Origin of the sequence: Streptomyces sp. NPDC006174 (assembly GCF_040614075.1) — a bacterium.
In the GTDB taxonomy this organism is placed as follows: domain Bacteria; phylum Actinomycetota; class Actinomycetes; order Streptomycetales; family Streptomycetaceae; genus Streptomyces.
The window spans coordinates 223,818-248,920 of record NZ_JBEXTJ010000009.1 but is presented as its reverse complement, the minus strand read 5'-3'; the positions used below and the strand labels follow the sequence as shown (position 1 = coordinate 248,920).

The window sequence follows — 25,103 nt, the reverse complement described above, 5'->3', positions numbered from 1 at the left end:
CCACCGAGGTGACCCATGAACATCACGACCGAGTTCCCGTACGAGACCACCCGCGAGGACGTGTACATCCCGCTGCCCGGCGGGACCCGGCTCTACGCCCGGATCTGGCGGCCGCTGACCGACGAACCGGTCCCCGCGCTGCTGGAGTACCTGCCCTACCGGCTCGGCGACTGGACCGCGCCGCGCGACTGGCAGCGCCACCCCTGGTACGCGGGCCACGGTTACGCCTCCGTACGGGTCGACGTACGCGGTCACGGCAACAGCGAAGGGCTGCCGGGCGACGAGTACGACGCGCGGGAACTGGCCGACGGGGTCGCCGTCATCCACTGGCTGGCCCAGCAGGAGTGGTGCTCGGGCCGGGTCGGCATGTTCGGCATCTCCTGGGGCGGCTTCAACTCGCTCCAGATCGCCGCACTGGCTCCGGAGCCGCTGAAGGCGATCGTCACCGTCTGCTCGGCCGACGACCGCTACGACAACGACGTCCACTACATGGGCGGCTCGGTCCTCGCCGTGGACATGCACGCCTGGGCCGCCACCATGCTCGCCTTCGTCTCCCGCCCGCCGGACCCGGCGCAGGTCGGCGACGACTGGAAGGAGATGTGGCTGAAGCGGCTGGAGGCGGTCGAGCCCTTCAGCCACACCTGGCTGGCCCACCAGAGCCGCGACGACTACTGGAAGCACGGCAGCGTCTGCGAGGACTACGGCGCGATCAAGGCGAACGTGCTGGCGGTCGGCGGCTGGCACGACCCGTACCGGGACACCGTCCTCCGGCTCGTCGAGCACCTGGACCCGGGCCAGGTGCGCGGGATCATCGGCCCGTGGTCGCACCAGTACCCGGACCGCGGGCTGCCGCCGGGGCCGGCGATCGGCTTCCTCCAGGAGACGCTGCGCTGGTGGGACCAGCACCTGAAGGGCAAGGAGACGGGCGTGATGCGGGAGCCGCTGCTGCGGTCCTGGATCAGCGGCTCGCACCGGCCCGCCACGGTGTACGAGACGCTGCCGGGCCGCTGGGTCGGGGACGCCTCCTGGCCTTCGGAGAACGTGACGCCGGTGGCGTACGCGCTCCAAGGCGGTGAGCGGATCGTCGCCTCGCCGCAGCAGACCGGCCTGGACGCGGGCCGTTTCTTCCCGTTCGGCAACGAGGCGGACCTGCCGCCGGACCAGCGCGACGAGGACGCGAAGTCGGTGTCGTTCGAGTTCCCGGTGGAGGAGGCTCCGATCGAGATCCTCGGCCGGCCTCGGGTGAAGCTCCGCCTCCGGATGGACGTGCCGCGCGGCCAGGCCATCGCGCGGCTCTGCGACGTGGCGCCCGACGGCGCCTCCACGCTGGTCACCCGGGGCGTCCTCAACCTCGCCGCCCGGCACGGCCGCGACCGCACCGACGACTGGACGCCCGGCGAGACCGAGGACGTGGTCTTCGACCTCAACGGCATCGGCCACACCTTCCCCCCCGGCCACCGCATCCGGATCGCCATCTCCTCCGCGTACTGGCCCTGGATCTGGCCGCAGGCCGGCTCGGCCGGGTTCACGCTCGACGCCGACGGCAGCCTCGTCGAACTGCCGGTACGCCGCCACACCGAGGACCCGGCCATCACCTTCGGCGAACCGGAACAGTCCGAACCGCTCGGCGTCGTCCACCCGGTCACCTTGGAGGAGCCGCGCCCGGAACGCCTCGTCGTCCGCGACGTCGCCAAGGGCGAGTGGCGGCTGGAGGTGGATCCGCGTTACGGCGGTACGCGGGTCTATCCCGACGGCCTCGAATTCACCGAGGACGCCTTGGAGACGTACACGATCCAGCAGGACGACCCGCTCTCCGCGCGCACCCGCAGCGACTGGCGGATCCGGTTGCACCGGCCGGAGATGGCCTGGGACGTGGAGATCGAGACGCGCTCCGAGATCGCCGCCGACGACGTCGACTTCATCACCTCCGACGAGGTGATCTGCAAGGACGGCGACGAGATCGTCTTCCACCGCACCTGGGAGAAGCGGATTCCGCGCACGGCCGGGTGATCGGCCCCCGTCACTCGGTCCCCGTGACGTCGTCGGGTCCTCCGGATTTCCGTGGGACCCTTCGAACTTTCCGGGCAATAGGCACAGTTGGGGATGGTCGGGGCACTGCCGTGGGGCAGGACCTCCGACGTAACGTGTCCTCCACACGACCTGGAAAGCGAGGCAGCAACACATGCCCGAGCAGAGCAGCCCGCTCGACCTGCCCGAGGGCGACCCCTTCGGCCCGCACAACCTGCCCTACGGTGTGTTCTCCACCCCCGACCACCCCGAGGACCGCCGGGTCGGCGTCCGCATCGGCAACCACGTCCTGGACGCCGGCGCCGCCGCCCACGCGCTCGGCTCGCCGTACGCCGGACTGCTGGCTCAGCCGAGCCTGACGCCGCTGCTCGCGGCGGGCCGCACCGCCTGGCGGGACGTGCGCCGCGCGCTCACCGCCTGGCTGACCGTGCCTGGCCACCGCGCGGACATCGAGCCGCTGCTGCACCCGGTCGACGCGGTGACCCTGCACCTGCCGTACGAGGTCGCGGACTACGTCGACTTCTACGCCAGCGAGCACCACGCCACCAACGTCGGGCAGATCTTCCGGCCGGACGGCGACGCGCTGACCCCGAACTGGAAGCACCTGCCGATCGGTTACCACGGCCGCTCCGGCACCGTCGTGGTCTCCGGTACGGACGTGGTCCGCCCGAGCGGCCAGCGCAAGGCCCCGACCGACCCGGCGCCCGTCTTCGGGCCCTCGGTGAAGCTGGACATCGAGGCCGAGGTCGGCTTCGTCGTCGGCGTCCCCTCCGCCCACGGCACCCCGGTCCCGCTCGCCGACTTCCGCGAGCACGTCTTCGGGCTGTCGCTGCTCAACGACTGGTCGGCGCGCGACCTCCAGGCCTGGGAGTACGTGCCGCTCGGCCCGTTCCTCGGCAAGTCCTTCGCCACCTCCGTATCGGCGTGGGTCACACCGCTGGAGGCCCTGGACGCGGCCCGCACGGCACCGCCGACCCGCGACGTCCCGCTCCTGCCGTACCTGGACGACTCCGGCGAGGAGGAGCACGGCGGCTTCGACATCCGGATCACCGTCGAGATCAACGGCCAGGTCGTCGCCGAGCCGCCGTTCGCCTCGATGTACTGGACAGCCGCCCAGCAGCTCGCCCACATGACGGTCAACGGCGCCTCACTGCGGACCGGTGACCTGTACGGCTCCGGCACGGTCAGCGGCCCCGAGACCGGCCAGCGCGGCTCGCTCCTGGAGCTCACCTGGAACGGCCGCGACGCGCTGGAACTGTCCGAGGGCAAGCGGACGTTCCTGGAGGACGGTGACACGGTCACACTGACCGCCTGGGCCCCGGGCCCGCACGGCACCCGCGTGGGCCTCGGCGATGTGACCGGCAGGATCGTCACGGCACCATGACGTACGGGGCTCCCGCGCCTTCGGCACCTGGCGCTCTGACGCTGACGCTGCCCGAGGAGCTGATCCTGCTCACCTTGGACCCTGGACGCGGCAAGCCGATGTGCGAGGCCGCGGCCCTGGCGTACGGAGTGGCCGGGGCCGTGCTCGCGGAGCTGGAGCTCCAGGGACGGATACGGGAGGAGCACGGCCGGGTCCAGGTGGTGAACCCGCTGGACCCGGCCGACCCGCGCCTCGCCGCCCTGCTGCGGACCCTGCCTCAGGCCAAGGGCCGCCGCTCCGGGATGCGCGCCCGGCGCTGGGTGAGCGACTTCGACAAGCACGTGCGGGACACCTACCTGGACTCCCTGGTCGAGCGCTCCCTGCTCTCCCGGGAGAACCGCCGCTTCCTCGGCCTGTTCCCGTACCACCGCCACTTCCCGGTCCAGCCGGACCTCGTACCGAGCCTCCGCAGGCGGTTCACCCTGGCCGAGACGGCCGGCTACCCGGACCACCGCGACCGCCTCCTGGCCGCGCTGGTCTCCGCCATCGGCCGCTGACCCGCGACCGGGAGACCAAGCCGGTCAAGTACGGTGTCGGTGCCGTTCCCTGTCCATCTGGACCTGACCGCTCTCATGTTCCGCCGCCCGGTGGCGGATTCGGAGTAGGTCCCGCCGCCCGGCCCGCTCCTCACTCGTACTCGGGCGGCTCCTCGTCCCAGGCGAACTCGGGGTCGCCGTGCTGCGGGGCGGCAGGAGCCTCCGTACGGGACGGGGTCGGCGCCGCGCGTGGTGCCGGGGCCGTCGGCGCGGGAGCCTCCGGAGCGGCCGACGCTCCCGGAGCCGTCTCCGCCAGGACCTCCAGTACGCCCTCTCCGTACGTCGCGAGCTTCTTCTCGCCCAGGCCGCTGATCCCGCCCAGCTCCGCCGACGACGACGGATGGACCGTCGCGATCTCCCGCAGCGTCGCGTCGTGGAAGATCACGTACGCCGGGACGCCCTGCTCCTTGGCCGTCGCGCCGCGCCAGGCGCGCAGCGCCTCGAAGACCGGGACGGCGGAGGCGGGAAGGTCGGCCGCGGCGGCCTTGCCCCTGGCGGACTTGGAACCGCCGGACGAGGACGACGAGCGGGTCGTCGGCTTCTTCGGCTCCTTGCGGAGCAGCACCTCGCGCTCGCGGCCGAGGACCGTGGCGCTCTCGTCGGTGAGGACCAACGTGCCGTACTCGCCTTCCACCGCGAGCAGGCCCTGCGCCAGCAGCTGGCGGACCACGCCGCGCCACTCCGCCTCGGCCAGCTCCTCGCCGATGCCGAAGACGGAGAGCTGGTCGTGGTCGAACTGGATGACCTTGGCGGTCTTGCGGCCGAGCAGGATGTCGATGATCTGGCCGGCGCCGAACTTCTGGTTCCGCTCGCGCTTGAGGCGGACCACCGTGGAGAGCAGCTTCTGCGAGACGACCGTGCCGTCCCAGGTCTCCGGCGGGGCCAGGCAGGTGTCGCAGTTGCCACAGTTCGCCGCCGACGGCTCCTGGCCGAAGTACGTCAGCAGCTGGGCCCGACGGCACTGGACCGTCTCGCAGAGCGCCAGCATCGAGTCCAGGTGGGCGGCGGCCCGGCGACGGTGGGCCTCGTCGCCCTCGCCGCCCTGGATGAGCTTGCGCTGCTGGACGACGTCCTGGAGCCCGTACGCCATCCACGCCGTCGACGGCTCGCCGTCACGGCCCGCACGGCCGGTCTCCTGGTAGTACCCCTCCACGGACTTCGGGAGGTCGAGGTGGGCGACGAAGCGGACGTCCGGCTTGTCGATGCCCATACCGAACGCGATGGTCGCGACGACGACAAGGCCCTCCTCGCGGAGGAAGCGCGCCTGATGCGTGGCGCGCGTGGAGGCGTCGAGGCCCGCGTGGTACGGCACGGCGTCGATGCCGTTGCGGCTCAGATACTCCGCGATCTTCTCCGTGGAGGCGCGCGAGAGGCAGTAGACGATGCCCGCGTCTCCGGCGTGCTCCTCCTGGAGGAAGGTGAGGAGCTGCTTCTTCGGGTCGGACTTCGGGACGATCCGGTACTGGATGTTGGGCCGGTCGAAGCTGGCGACGAAGTGCTTCGCCTCCGGCATGCCGAGGCGGCGGGTGATCTCCTGGTGCGTGGCGTCCGTGGCGGTCGCCGTCAGAGCGATGCGCGGGACGTCGGGCCAGCGCTCGCCGAGCACGGACAGCGCGAGATAGTCCGGGCGGAAGTCGTGGCCCCACTGGGCGACGCAGTGCGCCTCGTCGATCGCGAAGACGGAGATCTCGCCGCGGGCCAGCAGCGAGAGCGTGGAGTCCAGCCGCAGCCGCTCCGGCGCCAGGTAGAGCAGGTCCAGCTCGCCGGCGAGGAACTGCGCCTCCATCGAGCGGCGCTCGTCGAAGTCCTGCGTGGAGTTCATGAAGCCGGCCCGCACACCGAGCGCGCGCAGGGCGTCGACCTGGTCCTGCATGAGCGCGATCAGCGGCGAGACGACGACGCCGGTGCCGCGCCTGACCAGGGACGGGATCTGGTAGCAGAGGGACTTTCCGCCGCCGGTCGGCATGAGCACGACAGCGTCGCCGCCGGCCACCACATGCTCGATGACCGCGCCCTGCTCGCCGCGGAACGCGTCGTACCCGAAGACCCGGTGCAGCGTCCGCCGCGCCTCGGTCTCGGAGAGGTCAGCGGTGTCGGTCCCGTTGCCGGTCACCGTCCCGGTCACATCCATGCTCACGCTTCCCAATGCTCTGTCCCCCGAGGTCCGCGCCGTCCGGTCCGTAAACCCCTACCGTCCGCGCCGTCCGGCCCTTGTCCGTCCGCTCTCCGTCCCCGACCACGATAGGCGCCTCCTACGACAACGCCGGACGGTCCTGTGGATAACGGACCGTCCGGCGCTGTTCTGCGGGAGAATCGCCTACCGCACGAAGACTCCCGCCTGGCCGGCGAGGTCCAGGAAGTACTGCGGAGCCAGGCCCAGCACCAGCGTCACGGCCACGCCCACCGCGATCGTCGTCATGGTCAGCGGCGACGGGACGGCGACCGTGGGGCCGTCCGCCTTCGGCTCGCTGAAGAACATCAGGACGATCACGCGGATGTAGAAGAAGGCCGCGATCGCCGACGAGATCACACCGACCACGACCAGCGCACCCGCGCCGCTCTCCGCAGCCGCCTTGAAGACGGCGAACTTGCCGGAGAAGCCCGAGGTGAGCGGGATCCCGGCGAAGGCGAGCAGGAACACCGCGAAGACCGCCGCGACCAGCGGCGACCGGCGGCCGAGCCCGGCCCACTTCGACAGGTGCGTGGCTTCGCCGCCCGCGTCCCGTACCAGCGTGACGACGGCGAACGCGCCGACCGTCACGAAGGAGTACGCGCCCAGGTAGAAGAGGACCGAGGAGACCCCTTCCGGGCTGGTCGCGATGACACCGGCCAGAATGAAGCCCGCATGCGCGATCGAGGAGTAGGCCAGCAGCCGCTTGATGTCGGTCTGGGTGATCGCGACGACCGCCCCGCCCAGCATCGTGATGATGGCCACCGCCCACAGCACCGGCCGCAGGTCCCAGGTGAGCCCGGGGAGCACCACGTACAGCAGGCGCAGCAGCGCACCGAACGCGGCGACCTTGGTGGCGGCGGCCATGAAGCCGGTCACCGGGGTCGGCGCGCCCTGGTAGACGTCCGGGGTCCACATGTGGAACGGGACGGCGCCGACCTTGAAGAGCAGGCCGACCAGGATCATCGCGCCGCCGATGAGCAGCAGTGCGTCGTTGCCCATGGTGCCGGCGAGGGCCGGGTCGATCTCCATGACCGAGCCGTCGACGACGTTGGCGATGGTGGCGTACGAGAGGGAGCCCGCGTAGCCGTAGAGGAGGGCGATCCCGAAGAGCAGGAACGCCGAGGAGAAGGCGCCGAGCAGGAAGTACTTCACGGCCGCCTCCTGCGACATCAGCCGCTTGCGGCGGGCGACGGCGCAGAGGAGGTAGAGCGGGAGCGAGAAGACTTCCAGCGCGATGAAGAGGGTCAGCAGGTCGTTGGCGGCGGGGAAGACGAGCATGCCCGCCACCGAGAAGAGGACCAGTGGGAAGACCTCGGTGGTGGCGAAGCCCGCGCGGACGGCGGCCTTCTCGGCGTCGCTGCCGGGGACCGTACCGGCCTGAGCGGCGAAGGAGTCGACCCGGTTGCCGTGGGCCGTGGGGTCGAGCCGCCGTTCGGCGAAGGTGAAGACCGCCACCACGGAGACCAGGAGGATCGTCCCCTGGAGGAACAGGGTCGGGCCGTCGATCGCGATGGCCCCCATGGCCGCGATCTGCGCCTTCGTGGTGGCGTATCCGCCGGCCGCGAGAGAGACGACGGCGGCGAACGCGGCGGCCAGCGCCACCACGGTCAGCAGGAGCTGGGCGTGGTAGCGGGCCTTACGCGGGACGAAGGCCTCCACCAGGATGCCCAGGACGGCGCCGATCACGATGATCAGGACGGGCGCGAGCTGGGCGTACTCGATCGTGGGCGCCGTGAAGCGGTCGCCCGGAGCTGCGAAGTTCACCCCGCTCGCCGTCGTCCACAGGCTGTGGACAGCTGTTGCGCTCACTTGGCGGCCTCCACCTCGGGCTGGGGGTCCTTCTTCTGTACGTCGGACATGGTGTGCTTGACCGCCGGGTTGACGACCTCGGTGAGCGGCTTCGGGAAGACGCCCAGGAGGAGCAGGAGCGCGATCAGCGGTACGGCGACCACCAGCTCACGCGCCTTGAGGTCGGGCATGGTGCGGACCGACTCGTTGACCGGACCGGTCATCGTCCGCTGGTAGAGGACGAGGACGTAGATCGCGGCGAGCACGATGCCGGAGGTGGCGATGATTCCGGCCACCGGATAGGCGCTGAACGTGCCGACCAGCACCAGGAACTCACTGACGAACGGTGCGAGTCCCGGCAGCGACAGGGTCGCCAGACCGCCGATGAGGAAGGTGCCCGCCAGCACCGGAGCGACCTTCTGCACTCCGCCGTAGTCCGCGATGAGCCGCGAGCCGCGCCGGGTGATGAGGAATCCGGCGACCAGGAGCAGCGCGGCGGTGGAGATGCCGTGGTTGACCATGTAGAGCGTGGCGCCCGACTGGCCCTGGCTGGTCATCGCGAAGATGCCGAGGATGATGAAGCCGAAGTGCGAGATCGAGGCGTAGGCGATGAGCCGCTTGATGTCGCGCTGGCCGACCGCGAGCAGCGCTCCGTAGACGATGGAGACGAGCGCCAGGGCGATGACGACCGGGGTCGCCCACTTGCTGGCCTCCGGGAAGAGCCCGAGGCAGAAGCGGAGCATCGCGAAGGTGCCGACCTTGTCGACGATCGCGGTGATGAGCACGGCCACCGGTGCGGTCGCCTCGCCCATCGCGTTGGGCAGCCAGGTGTGCAGCGGCCAGAGCGGTGCCTTGATCGCGAAGGCGAGGAAGAAGCCGAGGAAGAGCCACCGCTCGGTGTTGGTCGCCATCTCCAGGGAGCCGTCGGCGCGGGCCGCCGCGATCTCGGAGAGCGAGAAGCTGCCCGCGACCACATAGAGCCCGATGACGGCGGCCAGCATGATCAGGCCGCCGGCCAGGTTGTAGAGGAGGAACTTGACGGCCGCGTACGAGCGTTGCTTCGCGGCGTTCTCGTCGCTGCCCGCGTGGGCCCGGTCGCCGAAGCCGCCGATGAGGAAGTACATCGGGATGAGCATGGCTTCGAACAGGATGTAGAAGAGGAAGACGTCGGTCGCGAGGAACGACAGGACCACCATGGCCTCGACCATGAGGATCAGCGCGAAGAAGCCCTGGGTCGGACGCCAGCGCGAGGACTTCGTCTCCAGAGGATCGGCGTCGTGCCAGCCGGCCACGATGACGAACGGGATGAGCAGCGCGGTGAGCCCGAGAAGGGCCACGCCGATGCCGTCCACGCCCAGTTCGTACCGGACGCCGAAGTCGGCGATCCAGGCCCGGGACTCGGTCAGTTGGTAGCGGTCGCCGCCCGGCTCGAAACGGGCGAAGACGATGCCCGCCAGGACGAGCGTGGAGAGCGAGAAGAACAGCGCGACCCACTTGGCCACGGTGCGCTGTGCGGCGGGGACGGCGGCGGTGACGATGGCTCCGATGGCCGGGAGCGCCGCCGTCGCGGTCAGGAGGGGAAAGGACATGTGATCAGACCGCCCTCATCAGCAGGGTCGCGGCGATGACGACGGCCGCGCCGCCGAACATCGAGACCGCGTAGGAGCGGGCGTAGCCGTTCTGCAGCTTGCGCAGCCGGCCGGAGAGCCCGCCGACCGACGCGGCCGTGCCGTTGACGACGCCGTCGACCAGGGAGTGGTCGACGTAGACGAGCGAGCGGGTGAGGTGCTCGCCGCCGCGTACCAGGACCACGTGGTTGAAGTCGTCCTGGAGCAGGTCGCGGCGGGCCGCCCGGGTGAGCAGCGAGCCGCGCGGGGCCACGACGGGCACCGGCTTGCGCCCGTACATCGTCCAGGCGATCGCGACGCCGATGACCAGGGCCACCACGGTGGCTCCGGTGACGGTGGCCACGCTCAGCGGGGAGTGGCCGTGGTCGTAACCGGTGACCGGCTCCAGCCAGTTGACGAAGCGGTCACCGATGGCGAAGAAGCCACCGGCGAAGACCGATCCGACGGCCAGCACGATCATCGGGACCGTCATGGACTTCGGGGACTCGTGCGGGTGCGGCTCGCGGCCTTCGGCGTCGGGCTGCCAGCGCTTCTCACCGAAGAAGGTCATCAGCATCACGCGCGTCATGTAGAACGCGGTGATCGCGGCGCCGAGAAGGGCGACGGAGCCGAGGATCCAGCCCTCGGTGCCGCCCTTGGCGAAGGCCGCCTCGATGATCTTGTCCTTGGAGAAGAAGCCGGAGAGGCCCGGGAAGCCGATGATGGCCAGGTAGCCGAGGCCGAAGGTGATGAAGGTGACCGGCATGTACTTCCGCAGGCCGCCGTACTTCCGCATGTCGACCTCGTCGTTCATGCCGTGCATCACCGAACCGGCTCCCAGGAAGAGCCCGGCCTTGAAGAAGCCGTGCGTCACCAGGTGCATGATCGCGAAGATGTAGCCGATCGGGCCGAGGCCCGCGGCGAGGATCATGTAGCCGATCTGCGACATCGTGGAGCCCGCGAGCGCCTTCTTGATGTCGTCCTTGGCGCAACCGACGATCGCACCGAAGATCAGCGTGACCGCGCCGACGATGGCGACGACCAGCTGGGCGTCCGGAGCGCCGTTGAAGATGGCGCCGGAGCGGACGATGAGATAGACACCGGCGGTGACCATGGTCGCGGCGTGGATGAGGGCGGAGACCGGGGTCGGGCCCTCCATCGCGTCACCGAGCCAGGACTGCAGCGGCACCTGGGCCGACTTGCCGCACGCGGCGAGCAGCAGCATCAGGCCGATCGCCGTCAGCTTGCCCTCGCCGGCCTCACCGGTCGCCTCCAGCACCGGCCCGAAGGCGAAGGTGCCGAAGGTGGTGAACATCAGCATGATGGCGATCGACAGTCCCACGTCACCGACGCGGTTGACCAGGAACGCCTTCTTCGCGGCGGTGGCCGCGCTGGGCTTGTGCTGCCAGAAGCCGATGAGCAGGTAGGACGCCAGACCGACGCCCTCCCACCCGACGTACAGCAGCAGGTAGTTGTCGGCGATGACCAGGATCAGCATCGCCGCGAGGAACAGGTTGAGATAGCCGAAGAAGCGGCGCCTGCGCTCGTCGTGCTCCATGTAGCCGATGGAGTAGATGTGGATCAGCGTGCCCACACCGGTGATGAGCAGGACGAACGTCATCGACAGCTGATCCAGCTGGAAGGCGATGTCGGCCTGGAAGCCCTCCACCGGAATCCAGCTGAACAGGTGCTGGTGCAGGGCCCGGTCCTCGGCGCCCTTCCCCAGCATGTCGGCGAAGAGGACGACGCCGACGACGAACGAGGCGGCGGCGAGCACCGTGCCGAGCCAGTGCCCGGCCTTGTCGAGCCGGTGGCCGCCGCAGAGCAGGACCGCCGCTCCGAGCAGGGGCGCCGCGACGAGCAGCGCGATCAGGTTCTCCACGATTCCGGTCCCCTTACAGCTTCATCAGGCTGGCGTCGTCGACCGAGGCCGAGTGGCGGGAGCGGAACAACGACACGATGATCGCGAGCCCGACGACGACTTCCGCGGCGGCGACGACCATCACGAAGAAGGCGACGATCTGTCCGTCGAGGTTTCCGTGCATCCGGGAGAACGTGACGAGCGCCAGGTTGCACGCGTTGAGCATCAGCTCGATGCACATGAACAGCACGATCACGTTCCGCCGGATCAGCACCCCGGAGGCGCCGATCGCGAACAGCAGGGCCGCGAGGTAGAGATAGTTGACCGGGTTCACTTGGCGGCCTCCGAATTCTCCGCCGCGGAGGCGGGGTTCGCCCCGCGTGCCACGGCGTCCGCGTCCTCACGTCCGAGCCGCTCGCCGGAGCGCTGCTCCAGCGCCTTGAGATCGGCGAGCGCCTCCTGGGAGACATCGCGGATCTGGCCCCGGTCGCGCAGCGTCTTCATGACGGTGAGGTCGGACGGGGTGCCGTCGGGCAGCAGACCGGCGATGTCCACCGCGTTGTGCCGGGCGTAGACACCGGGAGCGGGCAGCGGCGGGAGGTGCTTGCCGCGCACGCGCTCCTCGGACATCTCCCGCTGGGTCTTGGCCCGTTCGGTGCGCTCGCGGTGCGTGAGCACCATCGCCCCGACGGTCGCGGTGATCAGCAGGGCGCCGGTGATCTCGAAGGCGAAGACGTACTTGGTGAAGATGAGGTTGGCGAGGCCCTCCACGTTTCCGCCGTGCAGCGCATTGGCGGCGCCGAGCCCGTTGAAGGTGGACAGCGACGCGTTGCCGATGCCCGCGATCAGCAGGATGCCGAAGCCGAGGCCGCAGCCCAGGGCCAGCCAGCGCTGGCCCTTGAGCGTCTCCTTGAGGGAGTCCGCCGCGGTGACGCCGACGAGCATGACGACGAAGAGGAACAGCATCATGATCGCGCCGGTGTACACGATGATCTGGACGATGCCGAGGAAATAGGCGCCGTTGGCGAGGTAGAAGACGGCGAGGACGACCATCGTGCCGGCGAGTGACAGCGCGCTGTGCACGGACTTCTTCAGCAGGATCGTGGCCAGCGCGCCGATCACGGCGACGGTGCCCAGGATCCAGAACTGGACGGCCTCACCGGTCGAGGTGGTGGAGGCCGCGGCGATCGCGTTCATGCGCCGGCCCCCTTGCCCCGCTGTGCGCCCGCGGACTCGTCGGACTTGACCTGCTCGCCCTTGGAGAGCGCCGGCTGCGGCTCCGTACCCGGAGCGGCCTCGGTGACCAGGCCCCGGTAGTAGTCCTGTTCGTCCATGCCCGGGAAGATCGCGTGCGGGCTGTCGACCATGCCTTCCTCCAGCCCCGCGAGCAGCTCGTCCTTGGTGTAGATGAGGCTCTCGCGGGTGGTGTTGGCGAGCTCGAACTCATTCGTCATCGTCAGCGCCCGGGTGGGGCAGGCCTCGATGCAGAGTCCGCAGAGGATGCAGCGCGCGTAATTGATCTGGTAGACGCGGCCGTAGCGCTCGCCCGGGGAGTAGCGCTCCTCCTCGGTGTTGTCCGCGCCCTCCACGTAGATGGCGTCCGCCGGACACGCCCAGGCGCACAACTCACAGCCGACGCACTTCTCCAGGCCGTCCGGGTGGCGGTTGAGCTGGTGGCGGCCGTGGAAGCGGGGCGCCGTCACCTTCGGCGTCTCGGGATACTGCTCGGTCAGCCGCTTCTTGAACATGGCCTTGAAGGTCACGCCGAAGCCGGCCACGGGGTTCTGGAACTTCTCCCCCGCCGCTCCCGATTCGCCCGAGGACCCAGCGGATCCCGATGAGCCCGTGAGCTCTGGTTTCTCAGACACCGCCGGCCTCCTTTCCGTCACTCGCGTTTCCGTCACTCTGAGTATCGGGCCCACCACTGACAACGAGCTCCCGCTCGCGCCTCGGTACGCGCCTGGGCACCGGCGGCAGGGTCTGTCCGGGCAGCGGTGGCACCGGGAATCCGCCCGCCATCGGGTCGAACGCGGGCGCCGGTCCGGCCTCCGCCTCCTGGGCCCTGACCCTGCGGTCGCGGAACATGTCCACGACCAGCGAGATCAGCAGGATGGCGAGCACCGCCCCGCCGACGTACAGCACGATCCGGGAGAAGTCGTAGCCCTCGTTCCGCAGCGCGCGGACGGTGGCGACGAGCATCAGCCAGCCCACCGAGACCGGGATCAGGACCTTCCAGCCGAGCTTCATCAGCTGGTCGTAGCGGACGCGTGGCAGCGTGCCGCGCAGCCAGATGAAGAAGAAGATCAGCGCCTGGAGCTTCAGGAAGAACCAGAGCATCGGCCACCAGCCGTGGTTCGCACCCTCCCAGAACGCCGAGATCGGGTACGGGGCCCGCCAGCCGCCGAGGAACAGCGTCACCGCGATCATCGACACGGTCACCATGTGGATGTACTCGGCGAGCATGAACATCGCGAACTTGATGGAGCTGTACTCGGTGTTGAAGCCGCCGACCAGGTCGCCCTCGGACTCCGGCATGTCGAACGGGGCCCGGCTGGCCTCGCCGACCATCGTCACCATGTAGATGAGGAAGGACATCGGCAGCAGGATGATGTACCACCGGTCGCCCTGCGCCTCCACGATGGTGGAGGTCGACATCGACCCGGAGTAGAGGAAGACCGAGGCGAACGCGGCGCCCATGGCGATCTCGTACGAAATCATCTGGGCGCACGAGCGGATCCCGCCGAGCAGCGGATACGTCGAGCCGGAGGACCAGCCGCCGAGGACGAATCCGTACACGCCGACCGCGCCGACGGCGAGGATGTAGAGCGCGGCGATCGGCAGGTCGGTGAGCTGCATCGTCGTACGGGTGCCGAAGATCGAGACCTCGTTGCCCGCCGGGCCGAACGGGATGACCGCGACGGCCATGAAGGCGGGGATCGCCGCGAGGATCGGGGCGAGGACGTAGACCGCCTTGTCCGCCCGCTTGACGATGACGTCTTCCTTCAGCATCAGCTTGACGCCGTCGGCGAGCGACTGGAGCAGTCCCCAAGGACCGTGCCGGTTGGGGCCGATGCGCAGCTGCATCCAGGCGACGACCTTGCGCTCCCACACGATGGAGAAGAGCACGATCAGCATCAGGAACGCGAAGCAGAAGACCGCCTTGACCAGCACCAGCCACCAGGGGTCGGTGCCGAACATCGAGAGATCCTCGGCGGCGATGACGGCGCGCTCGGGCGCCGTGGTGAGTGCGGTGAGGCCCATCACGCTCGTACCTCCGACGGTTCTACGGGAGCGCCCGGTACGGCGGCGGGGCCGATCCGGACCAGGCCACCGGGGTTGGCGCCGGTGTCGGCGGGAATGCCGCGTCCCACCGAGTTCAGCGGCACCCAGACCACGCGGTCCGGCATGTCGGTGACCTGGAGCGGGAGTTCGACGGTGCCGGTGGGGCCGGTGACGGTGAGCAGGTCGCCGTCCTTGACGCCGGTCTCGGCCGCGGTGGTGGCGGAGAGCCGGGCGAGCGACGCGTGCCGGGTCCCGGCGAGCGCGGTGTCGCCCTCCTGGAGCCGGCCGAGGTCGAGCAGCATCCGGTGGCCCGCGAGGACCGCCTCGCCGTCGCCGGGCCGGGGCAGCGGCTGCGCCGGCTCGCGCGGGTCGTCCGCGTGGCCGCCCTCCCAGCCGCCGAGCCGGTCCAGCTCGCGGCGGGCGGCGGTCAGGTCCGGCAGCGCGAAGTGCACGTCCATGGCGTCGGCCAGCATGTGCAGTACGCGGGAGTCGATCGGCGCGAGCGTCCGGGGCATCTGCTCCGGCTTCAGCGCCGCCTGGAACATCCGGACCCGGCCCTCCCAGTTGAGGAAGGTGCCGGACTTCTCCGCGACGGCGGCGACCGGGAAGACCACGTCGGCCCGGGCGGTCACCTCGCTCGGCCGCAGCTCCAGCGAGACCAGGAAGCCGACCTCGTCCAAGGCCTTCAGCGCACGGGCCGGATCGGGCAGGTCCTCCACGCCGACGCCGCCGACGAGCAGCGCGCCCAGTTCACCGGTGGCCGCGGCCTCGATGATCTGGCCGGTGTCGCGGCCGTGGCGGGAGGGCAGTTCGGCGACGCGCCATACGGCGGCCACCTCGTCCCGGGCCCGCGGGTCGGTGGCCGGACGGCCGCCGGGCAGCAGGGTCGGGAGCGCGCCCGTCTCCACCGCGCCCCGGTCGCCCGCCCGGCGCGGAATCCACACCAGGCGTGCGCCGGTCGCGGTGGCCGTACGGATCGCAGCGGAAAGTGCACCGGGCACACCCGCGAGCCGCTCGCCGACGATGATCAGCGAGTGCTCACCGCGCAACGCCTCGGCGGCGGCCGCCCCTTCGGCCTCCAGGCCGACCCCGCCCGCGAGCGCGTCCAGCCACTCGGTCTCGGTGCCGGGAGCGGCGGGCAGCAGCGTGCCGCCCGCCTTCACCAGGCCGCGCGTGGCGTGCGAGGCGAGAGCGAAGGTCTTCTGGCCGCTCTTGCGGTGGGCCTTGCGGAGCCGGAGGAAGACGCCGGGGGCCTCCTCCTCGGACTCGAACCCGACGAGCAGGACCGCGGGAGCCTTCTCCAGCGCGGTGTACGTGACGCCCTCGCCGTCCAGGTCCCGGCCGCGTCCGGCGACACGGGCGGCCAGGAAGTCGGCCTCCTCGGCGCTGTGGACCCGGGAGCGGAAGTCGATGTCGTTGGTGTCGAGGGCGACGCGGGCGAACTTGCTGTACGCGTAGGAGTCCTCGACGGTCAGCCGACCGCCGGTCAGGACGCCCGCGCGCCCGCGGGCGGCGAGGAGACCGGCCGCCGCGGCTTCGAGCGCCTCGGGCCAGCTCGCCGGCTCCAGGACGCCGTCCGCGTTGCGGACCAGCGGGGTGGTGAGGCGGTCGCGCTGCTGGGCGTAACGGAAGCCGAACCTCCCCTTGTCGCAGATCCACTCCTCGTTCACCTCGGGCTCGTTGGCCGCGAGGCGCCGCATGACCTTGCCGCGCCGGTGGTCGGTGCGCATACCGCAGCCGCCGGAGCACTGCTCGCACACCGACGGGGTCGAGACCAGGTCGAAGGGGCGGGAGCGGAAGCGGTACGCCGCCGAGGTCAGCGCGCCGACCGGGCAAATCTGGATGGTGTTGCCGGAGAAGTACGACTCGAAGGGGTCGCCCTCGCCGGTGCCGACCTGCTGGAGGGCGCCGCGCTCGATCAGCTCGATCATCGGGTCGCCCGCCACCTGGTTCGAGAACCGGGTGCAGCGCGCGCAGAGCACGCACCGCTCACGGTCCAGCAGCACCTGGGTGGAGATCGGCACGGGCTTCTCGAAGGTCCGCTTCTTCCCGTCGAAGCGGGAGTCGGCGCCGCCGTGCGACATCGCCTGGTTCTGGAGCGGGCACTCGCCGCCCTTGTCGCAGACGGGGCAGTCGAGTGGATGGTTGATCAGCAGCAGCTCCATCACGCCCTTCTGCGCCTTCTCGGCGACAGGAGAGGTGATCTGCGACTTGACGACCATGCCGTCGGTGCAGGTGATGGTGCAGGAGGCCATCGGCTTGCGCTGGCCCTCCACCTCGACGATGCACTGCCGGCAGGCGCCGGCCGGGTCGAGGAGCGGGTGGTCGCAGAAGCGCGGGATCTCGATGCCGAGGAGTTCGGCGGCGCGGATGACCAGGGTCCCCTTGGGGACGCTGATCTCGATGCCGTCGATGGTCAGCGTGACCAGGTCCTCGGGCGGGATGGCCGCCTCGCCGCCCCCGGAGGGCGCACTCGTGGTGACTGTCATGCGTTCACCCCCCGGTGAGCGTTCTTGCCGTCGGCGTCTCTGTCGTCGGCCCAGGCCGTGGATTTCGCGGGATCGAAGGGGCAGCCCTTGCCCGTGATGTGCTGTTCGTACTCCTCGCGGAAGTACTTGAGCGAGGAGAAGATCGGCGAGGCGGCGCCGTCGCCGAGTGCGCAGAACGACTTGCCGTTGATGTTGTCGGCGATGTCGTTGAGCTTGTCCAGGTCGGCCATCTGGCCTTTGCCGGCCTCGATGTCGCGGAGCAACTGGACCAGCCAGTACGTCCCTTCGCGGCACGGCGTGCACTTGCCGCAGGACTCGTGGGCGTAGAACTCGGTCCAGCGGGTGACGGCCCGCACGACGCAGGTCGTCTCGTCGAAGCACTGGAGCGCCTTGGTGCCGAGCATGGACCCGGCGGCGCCGACACCTTCGTAGTCGAGAGGTACGTCGAGGTGCTCGTCGGTGAACATCGGCGTGGAGGAGCCGCCCGGCGTCCAGAACTTGAGGCGGTGACCCGCCCGCATCCCGCCGCTCATGTCGAGGAGCTGACGGAGCGTGATGCCGAGCGGGGCCTCGTACTGGCCGGGGCTGGTGACATGGCCGCTGAGCGAGTAGAGCGTGAAGCCCGGTGACTTCTCGCTGCCCATCGACTTGAACCAGTCCTTGCCCCGGTTCAAAATCGCGGGAACCGAGGCGATGGACTCGACGTTGTTCACCACAGTGGGGCAGGCGTACAGACCGGCGACCGCAGGGAAAGGAGGTCGCAGCCGGGGCTGGCCACGCCGTCCTTCGAGAGAGTCGAGCAGCGCGGTTTCCTCACCACAGATGTACGCGCCGGCACCTGCGTGCACCGTGAGTTCCAGATCGAGTCCTGAGCCCAGGATGTTCGTCCCCAGATAACCCGCCTCGTACGCCTCTCGTACCGCCTCGTGCAGTCGTCGCAGCACGGGGACGACCTCACCGCGCAGGTAGATGAACGCGTGCGACGAACGGATCGCGTAACAGGCGATCACGATGCCCTCGATGAGGCTGTGCGGGTTCGCGAAGAGGAGCGGGATGTCCTTGCAGGTCCCCGGCTCCGATTCGTCGGCGTTGACAACTAGATAGTGCGGTTTTCCATCGCCCTGCGGGATGAACTGCCACTTCATCCCGGTGGGGAAGCCGGCGCCGCCGCGTCCGCGCAGACCGGAGTCCTTGACGTACGCGATGAGGTCGTCGGGGTCCATGGCGAGGGCCTTGCGCAGTCCCTCGTACCCCTCGTGGCGACGGTAGGTCTCCAGGGTCCAGGACTCGGGCTGGTCCCAGAAGGAGGAGAGGACGGGAGCGAGCAGCTTCTCGGGGCTCGTCCCGTTGTGGTCGATCTCGGCGGCCAAGGTCATCACTCCCCCTCCTCGGCTGCGGGCCCGGCCGGGAACTCCGGGTCGGAGGCCGAGGTCTGCTGCGGTGCGTCGTGCGAGCTGAGGCGCTCGGTCGGCGACGGATCGTGGACCTGTGCGTCGTGCGACTGCCCACCCCCCGGCTGTCCGTCGCGCGGGGCGACGACCCGGGCCTTGGGCAGCACCTCGCCCTTGGCGAGCTTGAGCCCGATCAGAGAGGCGGGACCGGCGCCGCCGGTGGCCTCGACGGCACCGGGGCGCTCGTCGGGGAAGCCGGCCAGGATGCGGGCGGTCTCCTTGTACGAGCAGAGCGGGGCGCCGCGGGTGGGCTCGACGGTGCGCCCGGCGATCAGGTCGTCGACGAGCTGCGTGGCGCTCTCGGGCGTCTGGTTGTCGAAGAACTCCCAGTTCACCATCACGACGGGCGCGAAGTCGCAGGCCGCGTTGCACTCGATGTGTTCGAGCGTGACCTTGCCGTCCTCGGTCGTCTCGTTGTTGCCGACGCCGAGGTGCTCCTTGAGCGTGTCGAAGATGGCGTCGCCGCCCATGACCGCGCACAGGGTGTTGGTGCAGACCCCTACCTGGTAATCACCACTGGGCTTGCGGCGGTACATGGAGTAGAAGGTGGCGACGGCCGTGACCTCGGCGGTGGTGAGGTCGAGCGTCTCGGCGCAGAAGGCCATCCCCGTACGGGAGACGTATCCCTCCTCGGACTGGACGAGGTGGAGCAGCGGCAGTAGTGCGGAGCGGCTTCCCGGGTAGCGGGCGATCACCTCCTTCGCGTCTGCGTCGAGCCGGGCGCGCACGTCGGCCGGGTAGGCGGGGGCGGGGAGCTGCGGCATCCCCAGACTGACCTCTTGGTTTGCGGTCACCGGTCGACGCCTCCCATCACGGGGTCGATGGACGCGACGGCGACGATCACGTCGGCGACCTGGCCGCCCTCGCACATCGCCGCCATGGCTTGCAGATTGGTGAAGGACGGGTCGCGGAAGTGGACCCGGTAGGGGCGGGTGCCGCCGTCGGAGACGACGTGCACGCCGAGTTCGCCCTTGGGGGACTCGACGGCGGTGTACGTCTGCCCGGCGGGGACCCGGAAGCCTTCGGTCACCAGCTTGAAGTGGTGGATGAGGGCTTCCATGGAGGTGCCCATGATGTTCCTGATGTGGTCGAGCGAGTTGCCGAGTCCGTCCGGGCCCAGAGCGAGCTGGGCGGGCCAGGCGATCTTCTTGTCCGCGACCATGACCGGGCCCGGCTCCAGGCGCTCCAGGCACTGCTCGATGATCCGGAGCGACTCGCGCATCTCGTCCATGCGGATCAGGAAGCGTCCGTAGGAGTCGCAGGTGTCGGTAGTCGGCACCTCGAAGTCGTAGGTCTCGTAGCCGCAGTAGGGGTCGCTCTTGCGCAGGTCGTGCGGGAGCCCGGCGGAGCGCAGGACCGGGCCGGTGGCGCCGAGCGCCATGCAGCCGGTGAGGTCGAGGTAGCCGACGTCCTTCATGCGGGCCTTGAAGATGGGGTTGCCGGTGGCGAGCTTGTCGTACTCCGGCAGGTTCTTCTTCATGGTCTTGATGAACTCGCGCAGCGCGTCGACCGCGCCCGGCGGCAGGTCCTGGGCGAGGCCGCCGGGGCGGACGAACGCGTGGTTCATCCGGAGGCCGGTGATCAGCTCGAAGAGGTCGAGAACCAGTTCACGATCGCGGAAGCCGTAGATCATGATCGTGGTCGCGCCCAGCTCCATACCGCCGGTGGCGATGCAGACCAGGTGCGAGGAGATGCGGTTGAGCTCCATCAGGAGCACGCGCAGGACCGTGGCCCGGTCGGGGATCCGGTCCTCGATGCCGAGGAGCTTCTCGACGCCCAGGCAGTACGCCGTCTCGTTGAAGAACGGCGTCAGGTAGTCCATGCGCGTGACGAAGGTGGTGCCCTGCGTCCAGTTGCGGAACTCGAGGTTCTTCTCGATCCCGGTGTGGAGGTAGCCGATGCCGCAGCGGGCCTCGGTGACGGTCTCGCCGTCGATCTCCAGGATCAGCCGCAGCACGCCGTGCGTGGACGGGTGCTGGGGGCCCATGTTGACGATGATGCGTTCGTCGTCGGACTTGGCGGCGGATTCGACGACCTCGTCCCAGTCGCCGCCGGTGACCGTATATACGGTCCCCTCGGTCGTGGCACGGGGTGTCGCATGAGGAGTGGTCATCAGGAGTACGACCTCCGCTGGTCCGGAGCCGGGATCTGGGCGCCCTTGTACTCGACGGCGATGCCGCCGAGCGGGTAGTCCTTGCGCTGCGGGAAGCCCTGCCAGTCGTCCGGCATCATGATCCGGGTCAGGGCCGGGTGCCCGTCGAAGACGATGCCGAAGAAGTCGTACGCCTCGCGCTCGTGCCAGTCGTTGGTCGGATAGACCTCGACGAGGGACGGGATGTGCGGGTCGCTGTCCGGGGCGGAGACCTCCAGCCGGATGATCCGGCCGTGGGTGAGGGACCGCAGGTGGTAGACGGCGTGCAGCTCGCGGCCCTTGTCCCCGAGGAAGTGGACACCGCTGACGCCTGTACAGAGCTCGAAGCGCAGGGCGGGGTCGTCGCGCAGGGTGCGGGCGACCTGGACGAGGTGCTCGCGGGCGATGTGGAAGGTGAGCTCGTCGCGGTCGACGACGGTGCGCTCGATGGCGTTCCCGGGGAGCAGGTCCTGCTCCTCCAGGGCCCCTTCGAGCTCGTCGGCCACCTCGTCGAACCACCCGCCGTACGGCCGGGAGGAGGCTCCCGGCAGGGTGATCGTGCGGATGAGGCCGCCGTAACCGGAGGTGTCGCCGCCGTTGTTGGCGCCGAACATCCCTCTGCGTACGCGGATGACCTCGCCGCCGGTGTCGCGAGGGGCGGGTACGGAGTCGCCGTTCTGCCCCTCGCCGTGGGTGTTGTCGCTCACCGCAGGAGCCCCTTCATCTCGATCAGGGGCAGCGCCTTGAGGGCCGCTTCCTCCGCCTCGCGGGCGGCCTCCTCGGCGTTGACCCCGAGCTTGCCGTCCTGGATCTTCTGGTGGAGCTTGAGGATGGCGTCCAGCAGCATCTCGGGACGCGGCGGGCATCCCGGCAAATAGATGTCGACCGGGACAATGTGATCAACACCCTGCACAATGGCGTAATTGTTGAACATTCCGCCCGATGATGCGCAAACCCCCATGGAGATGACCCACTTGGGGTTCGGCATCTGGTCGTAGACCTGCCGCAGGACGGGCGCCATCTTCTGACTCACCCGTCCCGCGACGATCATCAGGTCCGCCTGGCGCGGCGATCCGCGGAAGACCTCCATCCCGAACCGGGCCAGGTCGTAGCGGCCCGCGCCGGTCGTCATCATCTCGATGGCGCAGCAGGCGAGGCCGAACGTGGCCGGGAAGACGGAGGACTTCCGTACCCAGCCGGCGGCCTGTTCGACCGTGGTCAGCACAAAGCCGCTAGGCAGCTTCTCTTCGAGTCCCATGTGTGCCCCTCAGCCCCTCAGTCCCATTCCAGGCCGCCGCGACGCCAGACATACGCATAGGCGACGAAGACGGTGAGCACGAAGAGCAGCATCTCCACGAGCCCGAAGATCCCCAGGGCGTCGAAGGAGACCGCCCAGGGATAGAGGAAGACGATCTCGATGTCGAAGACGATGAAAAGCATCGCCGTCAGGTAGTACTTGATCGGGAAGCGGCCGCCTCCGGCCGGTGTCGGCGTGGGTTCGATACCGCACTCGTACGCTTCGAGCTTTGCCCGGTTGTACCGCTTGGGGCCGATAAGCGTGGCCATGACCACGGAAAAGATCGCAAACCCTGCCCCGAGGGCGCCGAGCACGAGGATGGGCGCGTAGGCATTCACGCTCCTCGCTCCTTCCAGTCGTCCTTGACCGTTGGACCGCATCGGGCGACCGGCTCGCCACCTCACCAAGATCGTGCACATGTGAGGCAGTTCACAAGCCCGACTGCCCCGCATCCTATGCCCGTCGCCCTGTGATCTGCGACACGGGGTACGTCACCGTCTTTGTGATCTCCACCACCTGACGAAGGATCATGAAGTCGTATGAGCAGTGATCTTCGTACGCGAAGCGGCGAAGTGATCACGAGACGTGACATTCAATGGTGTTACCGCTGGTCAAAGACGTGTGGCGCTATCAATGGACAGCCACTACAAGCAAATTGGCGATGGACGGCGGTGGAGTGATATGGGCACCGCGTGCCACCCGCCGCCACCCATCCCTCACTCGGACGAGGGGCTCCGGGGACCGAAGAGGACATGTGCACGCATTCACGAACTTCCGGATCGCGAGTGCGCGGAGTTCGCGCGGACTTCCGGAAGCGGACGACGGAGCGGCCGCCGTCGAGGCGGAGCCAGACCCGGCCGCGCGCGCGAGGGTTGCCGGCCGCCGGATCGCCAAGCTGTGACCTGCGCCACGCGGACCATCGCGCGGGAAAACCGGGCTTGGCCATCGGTGTGAACGGATGGTAGGTGGCGGGCAATTCGGGCGTATTGTCGAAAGGCAGAGATCACGACCCTGAACATCCATGACCGTTTTGCCCGTTACGGCGTCAATAAAGGCGCAGAGAAAGCGGATTCACAGATTCCGAACGTAACTGTGTCGCAACACACGTTTCTTGATGGGACCCCTACAACCCTGATAGCGCTAGTACCCATGTCCCACACCGCTCACATACCCAGCCACCGGAAGCCCCGCCAGCGTGCCTCGAAGTCGGCGCTGCGAGCCGGAGTTGCCGGTGGCGTCCTCAGCACCATCGCGGTCGCGGGTGCCGCGGGTCCGGCGCAGGCCGAACCGGTGACCCAGACCATCGAGATGCCCACCATCACCGCCGGGCTCTCCACGGCCGTCGCCGCCTCCGCACAGGCCACGCAGCAGGTCGCCCTCGACATGGAGGCGCAGGCCCAGGAGGACGCCGCGGCCGAGAGCGCCGCGAAGAAGGCCAAGAAGGCCAAGGCCGAGGCGGTCCGCGAGGCCGAGGCCAAGAAGAAGGCCGAAGCCGCCGCCAAGGCCCGTGCCGAGGCCGAGGAGCGGGCCGAGCGCGCCTCCCGTACCGCCGAGCGCACGACGCTCAGCGCTCCCTCCAGCTCCTCCTCGGACAACTCCTCGGACAACTCGGCTTCCTCGTCCTCCGCGTCCGCCTCCTCGTCCGCTCCGTCCTCCTCGTCGAACGCCACGGGCTCCGCCGCCTCGATCGTCGCGTTCGCCAAGGCGCAGGTCGGCGACGCGTACATCTCCGGCGGCACCGGCCCGAACGCGTGGGACTGCTCGGGCCTGGTCCAGGCCGCGTACCGCACGGCGGGCATCGACCTGCCGCGCGTCTCGCAGTCCCAGTCGACCGCCGGCACCCAGGTCTCGCTGGACAACCTCCAGCCCGGCGACATCCTGTACTGGGGCGGCGCGGGCAGCGCGTACCACGTGGCGATCTACGTGGGCGACGGCCAGTTCGTCGGTGCGCAGAACTCCAGCACCGGTACGGTGCAGCGCTCCATGGACTACGACCGGCCGTCCGGCGCGGTCCGCGTTCTCTGATTCACAAGCGTTCACAAGCGCCTCGCAGCACGACTGAGGGCCGCCACTCCCCCGCTCGGGAGTGGCGGCCCTCGGCGTGGTTCAGCAGCTGAGGGCGGCGCCGCCCTCACAGGGGTGTGCGCCGTACGTCAGATGCCGAGGGTGGTGAAGGGGCGGCATCGGAAGGGCTTGGACCCTTCGGGGTCGAGACGGTTCAGGACGAGCTGGGCGACGTTCGGGTCGATCGCCAGGCCGAGGTGGCCGGCGAAGTCCGGGCCGCACTTGTCCTGGAGCACGATGTTCGTCACGTTGGGCGCGGGAGCGAGCAGTCCGCTGGTGTACGGGGTGACCACCGTGTCGTAGCGGGTGACGATGGTGGTGTACGTCGGCCCGGGTACGGCGACGGGACCGTCGTTGAGCTCGGCGAGGAAGGCCGAGCCCGGCAGATAGTCCGTGCAGGCCCCGCAGCCCAGGCCGGTCAGCAGGCCCTGGAGCCCCAGCGCCTCGGCGAGAGTCGCGAGGCCGTTGAGCGTGGTGCCCTGGAAGTTGGAGCCGAAGCCGACGAAGTCGTCGACCTTCGAGGCGCCGCCCAGGTGCTTCATGTAGTAGGCGGGGACGGTGGTGCCCTCGGAGTGGCCGACGATGTCGACCTTCGACGCTCCTGTCGCGGCGCGCACGCGGTCGACGAACGTGCTCAGTTCGGCGGCACTGCCGGCCATCGGCGCGAGCCCGCCGGCGAGGCCGCCGAGCAGGGTCTTGCCGTACGTCTGCGAGTAGACGCAGTAGCCGTTCGCGCGGAGCGTCGGCGCCAGCGTCAGGAAGTTGTCCCAGTGGTTGGCGCCCATGCCGTGGACGAGCACCACGGGCTCGGGATGTGCGGTGCTGGGGCGGCAGGACCAGTTGTTCCATCCCGACGACGGGGCCGTCCCGGCCGAGGCCGTCGTCGTGAGGGTGGTCGAGGCGAGGACGGACAGCAGAAGGACTGTCAGGAACGTGCGGAGCTTTGCCATGCGGGCGACTCCCTGTTCGCGGT

The 25,103-nt window shown here is 69.5% G+C and carries 19 protein-coding genes and 1 pseudogene; 4 read left to right on the top strand and 16 right to left on the bottom strand.

Features of this window, described 5'->3' with window-relative positions; all coding sequences use genetic code 11:
- Positions 1-15: 15 nt before the first annotated feature.
- From ABZ267_RS22165 to ABZ267_RS22155, 3 genes and pseudogenes are all read left to right on the top strand, one after another.
- Positions 16-2,010, top strand: coding sequence for a CocE/NonD family hydrolase (locus tag ABZ267_RS22165; RefSeq protein WP_356747672.1), 1,995 nt, complete (start codon positions 16-18; stop codon positions 2,008-2,010).
- A 172-nt stretch (positions 2,011-2,182) separates the two neighbouring features.
- On the top strand, positions 2,183-3,412 hold the full coding sequence (fahA, locus tag ABZ267_RS22160) for a fumarylacetoacetase (protein WP_356747670.1): 1,230 nt from the start codon (positions 2,183-2,185) through the stop codon (positions 3,410-3,412).
- Positions 3,409-3,942, top strand: a pseudogene (locus ABZ267_RS22155) (GPP34 family phosphoprotein); the annotation flags it as partial. The gene fahA and the pseudogene ABZ267_RS22155, both read left to right, overlap by 4 nt.
- Before the next feature lie 136 nt (positions 3,943-4,078).
- Here the strand turns inward: ABZ267_RS22155 and recQ are convergent.
- From recQ to ABZ267_RS22080, 15 genes are all read right to left on the bottom strand, one after another.
- A complete protein-coding gene (recQ, locus tag ABZ267_RS22150) occupies positions 4,079-6,118 on the bottom strand; it encodes a DNA helicase RecQ (protein ID WP_356747875.1) in 2,040 nt (679 codons plus the stop codon).
- 186 nt (positions 6,119-6,304) lie between these two features.
- A complete protein-coding gene (nuoN, locus tag ABZ267_RS22145) occupies positions 6,305-7,969 on the bottom strand; it encodes an NADH-quinone oxidoreductase subunit NuoN (protein WP_356747668.1) in 1,665 nt (554 codons plus the stop codon).
- A complete protein-coding gene (locus ABZ267_RS22140; protein WP_356747666.1) occupies positions 7,966-9,537 on the bottom strand; it encodes an NADH-quinone oxidoreductase subunit M in 1,572 nt (523 codons plus the stop codon). Before ABZ267_RS22140 ends, nuoN begins: the two co-directional genes overlap by 4 nt.
- Before the next feature lie 4 nt (positions 9,538-9,541).
- Positions 9,542-11,437 carry an NADH-quinone oxidoreductase subunit L gene (nuoL, locus tag ABZ267_RS22135; RefSeq protein ID WP_356747664.1) on the bottom strand — a complete coding sequence of 632 codons (1,896 nt, stop codon included), beginning with the start codon at positions 11,435-11,437 and terminating at the stop codon, positions 9,542-9,544.
- 13 nt (positions 11,438-11,450) lie between these two features.
- Positions 11,451-11,750 carry an NADH-quinone oxidoreductase subunit NuoK gene (gene nuoK / locus ABZ267_RS22130; protein WP_031127582.1) on the bottom strand — a complete coding sequence of 100 codons (300 nt, stop codon included), beginning with the start codon at positions 11,748-11,750 and terminating at the stop codon, positions 11,451-11,453.
- On the bottom strand, positions 11,747-12,613 hold the full coding sequence (locus tag ABZ267_RS22125) for an NADH-quinone oxidoreductase subunit J (protein WP_356747662.1): 867 nt from the start codon (positions 12,611-12,613) through the stop codon (positions 11,747-11,749). Before ABZ267_RS22125 ends, nuoK begins: the two co-directional genes overlap by 4 nt.
- Positions 12,610-13,284, bottom strand: coding sequence for an NADH-quinone oxidoreductase subunit NuoI (gene nuoI, locus ABZ267_RS22120; protein WP_356747660.1), 675 nt, complete (start codon positions 13,282-13,284; stop codon positions 12,610-12,612). The genes ABZ267_RS22125 and nuoI overlap by 4 nt, the downstream gene beginning before the upstream one ends.
- Entirely contained in the window at positions 13,277-14,677 is a 1,401-nt protein-coding gene (nuoH, locus tag ABZ267_RS22115) for an NADH-quinone oxidoreductase subunit NuoH (RefSeq protein ID WP_356747658.1), read from the bottom strand. The genes nuoI and nuoH overlap by 8 nt, the downstream gene beginning before the upstream one ends.
- Entirely contained in the window at positions 14,677-17,187 is a 2,511-nt protein-coding gene (locus ABZ267_RS22110) for an NADH-quinone oxidoreductase subunit G (protein ID WP_356747655.1), read from the bottom strand. The genes nuoH and ABZ267_RS22110 overlap by 1 nt, the downstream gene beginning before the upstream one ends.
- Positions 17,184-18,566 (bottom strand): NADH-quinone oxidoreductase subunit NuoF, encoded by a 1,383-nt coding sequence (nuoF, locus tag ABZ267_RS22105; RefSeq protein ID WP_356747653.1) that lies wholly within the window; start codon positions 18,564-18,566, stop codon positions 17,184-17,186. Before nuoF ends, ABZ267_RS22110 begins: the two co-directional genes overlap by 4 nt.
- The gene (gene nuoE, locus ABZ267_RS22100) at positions 18,563-19,402 is read right to left on the bottom strand and encodes an NADH-quinone oxidoreductase subunit NuoE (protein ID WP_356747873.1); all 840 of its coding nucleotides are present in this window, start codon (positions 19,400-19,402) and stop codon (positions 18,563-18,565) included. Before nuoE ends, nuoF begins: the two co-directional genes overlap by 4 nt.
- Positions 19,403-19,428: 26 nt before the next feature.
- On the bottom strand, positions 19,429-20,751 hold the full coding sequence (locus ABZ267_RS22095) for an NADH-quinone oxidoreductase subunit D (protein ID WP_356747651.1): 1,323 nt from the start codon (positions 20,749-20,751) through the stop codon (positions 19,429-19,431).
- Positions 20,751-21,476, bottom strand: coding sequence for an NADH-quinone oxidoreductase subunit C (locus tag ABZ267_RS22090; RefSeq protein WP_356747649.1), 726 nt, complete (start codon positions 21,474-21,476; stop codon positions 20,751-20,753). The genes ABZ267_RS22095 and ABZ267_RS22090 overlap by 1 nt, the downstream gene beginning before the upstream one ends.
- A complete protein-coding gene (locus ABZ267_RS22085) occupies positions 21,473-22,027 on the bottom strand; it encodes an NADH-quinone oxidoreductase subunit B (protein WP_018490715.1) in 555 nt (184 codons plus the stop codon). The genes ABZ267_RS22090 and ABZ267_RS22085 overlap by 4 nt, the downstream gene beginning before the upstream one ends.
- Before the next feature lie 17 nt (positions 22,028-22,044).
- Complete coding sequence (locus tag ABZ267_RS22080) at positions 22,045-22,404, bottom strand: NADH-quinone oxidoreductase subunit A (RefSeq protein WP_003967084.1); 360 nt, start codon at positions 22,402-22,404, stop codon at positions 22,045-22,047.
- Positions 22,405-23,215: 811 nt separating this feature from the next.
- On the opposite strand from ABZ267_RS22080, the gene ABZ267_RS22075 reads away from it, so the two are divergent.
- Positions 23,216-24,091, top strand: coding sequence for a C40 family peptidase (locus ABZ267_RS22075; RefSeq protein WP_356747647.1), 876 nt, complete (start codon positions 23,216-23,218; stop codon positions 24,089-24,091).
- Between the two features lie 128 nt (positions 24,092-24,219).
- Here ABZ267_RS22075 and ABZ267_RS22070 read toward each other — a convergent pair whose 3' ends face one another.
- Positions 24,220-25,080: an alpha/beta hydrolase gene (locus ABZ267_RS22070; protein ID WP_356747645.1), complete on the bottom strand. Its 861-nt coding sequence runs from the start codon at positions 25,078-25,080 to the stop codon at positions 24,220-24,222.
- Positions 25,081-25,103: the final 23 nt, after the last annotated feature.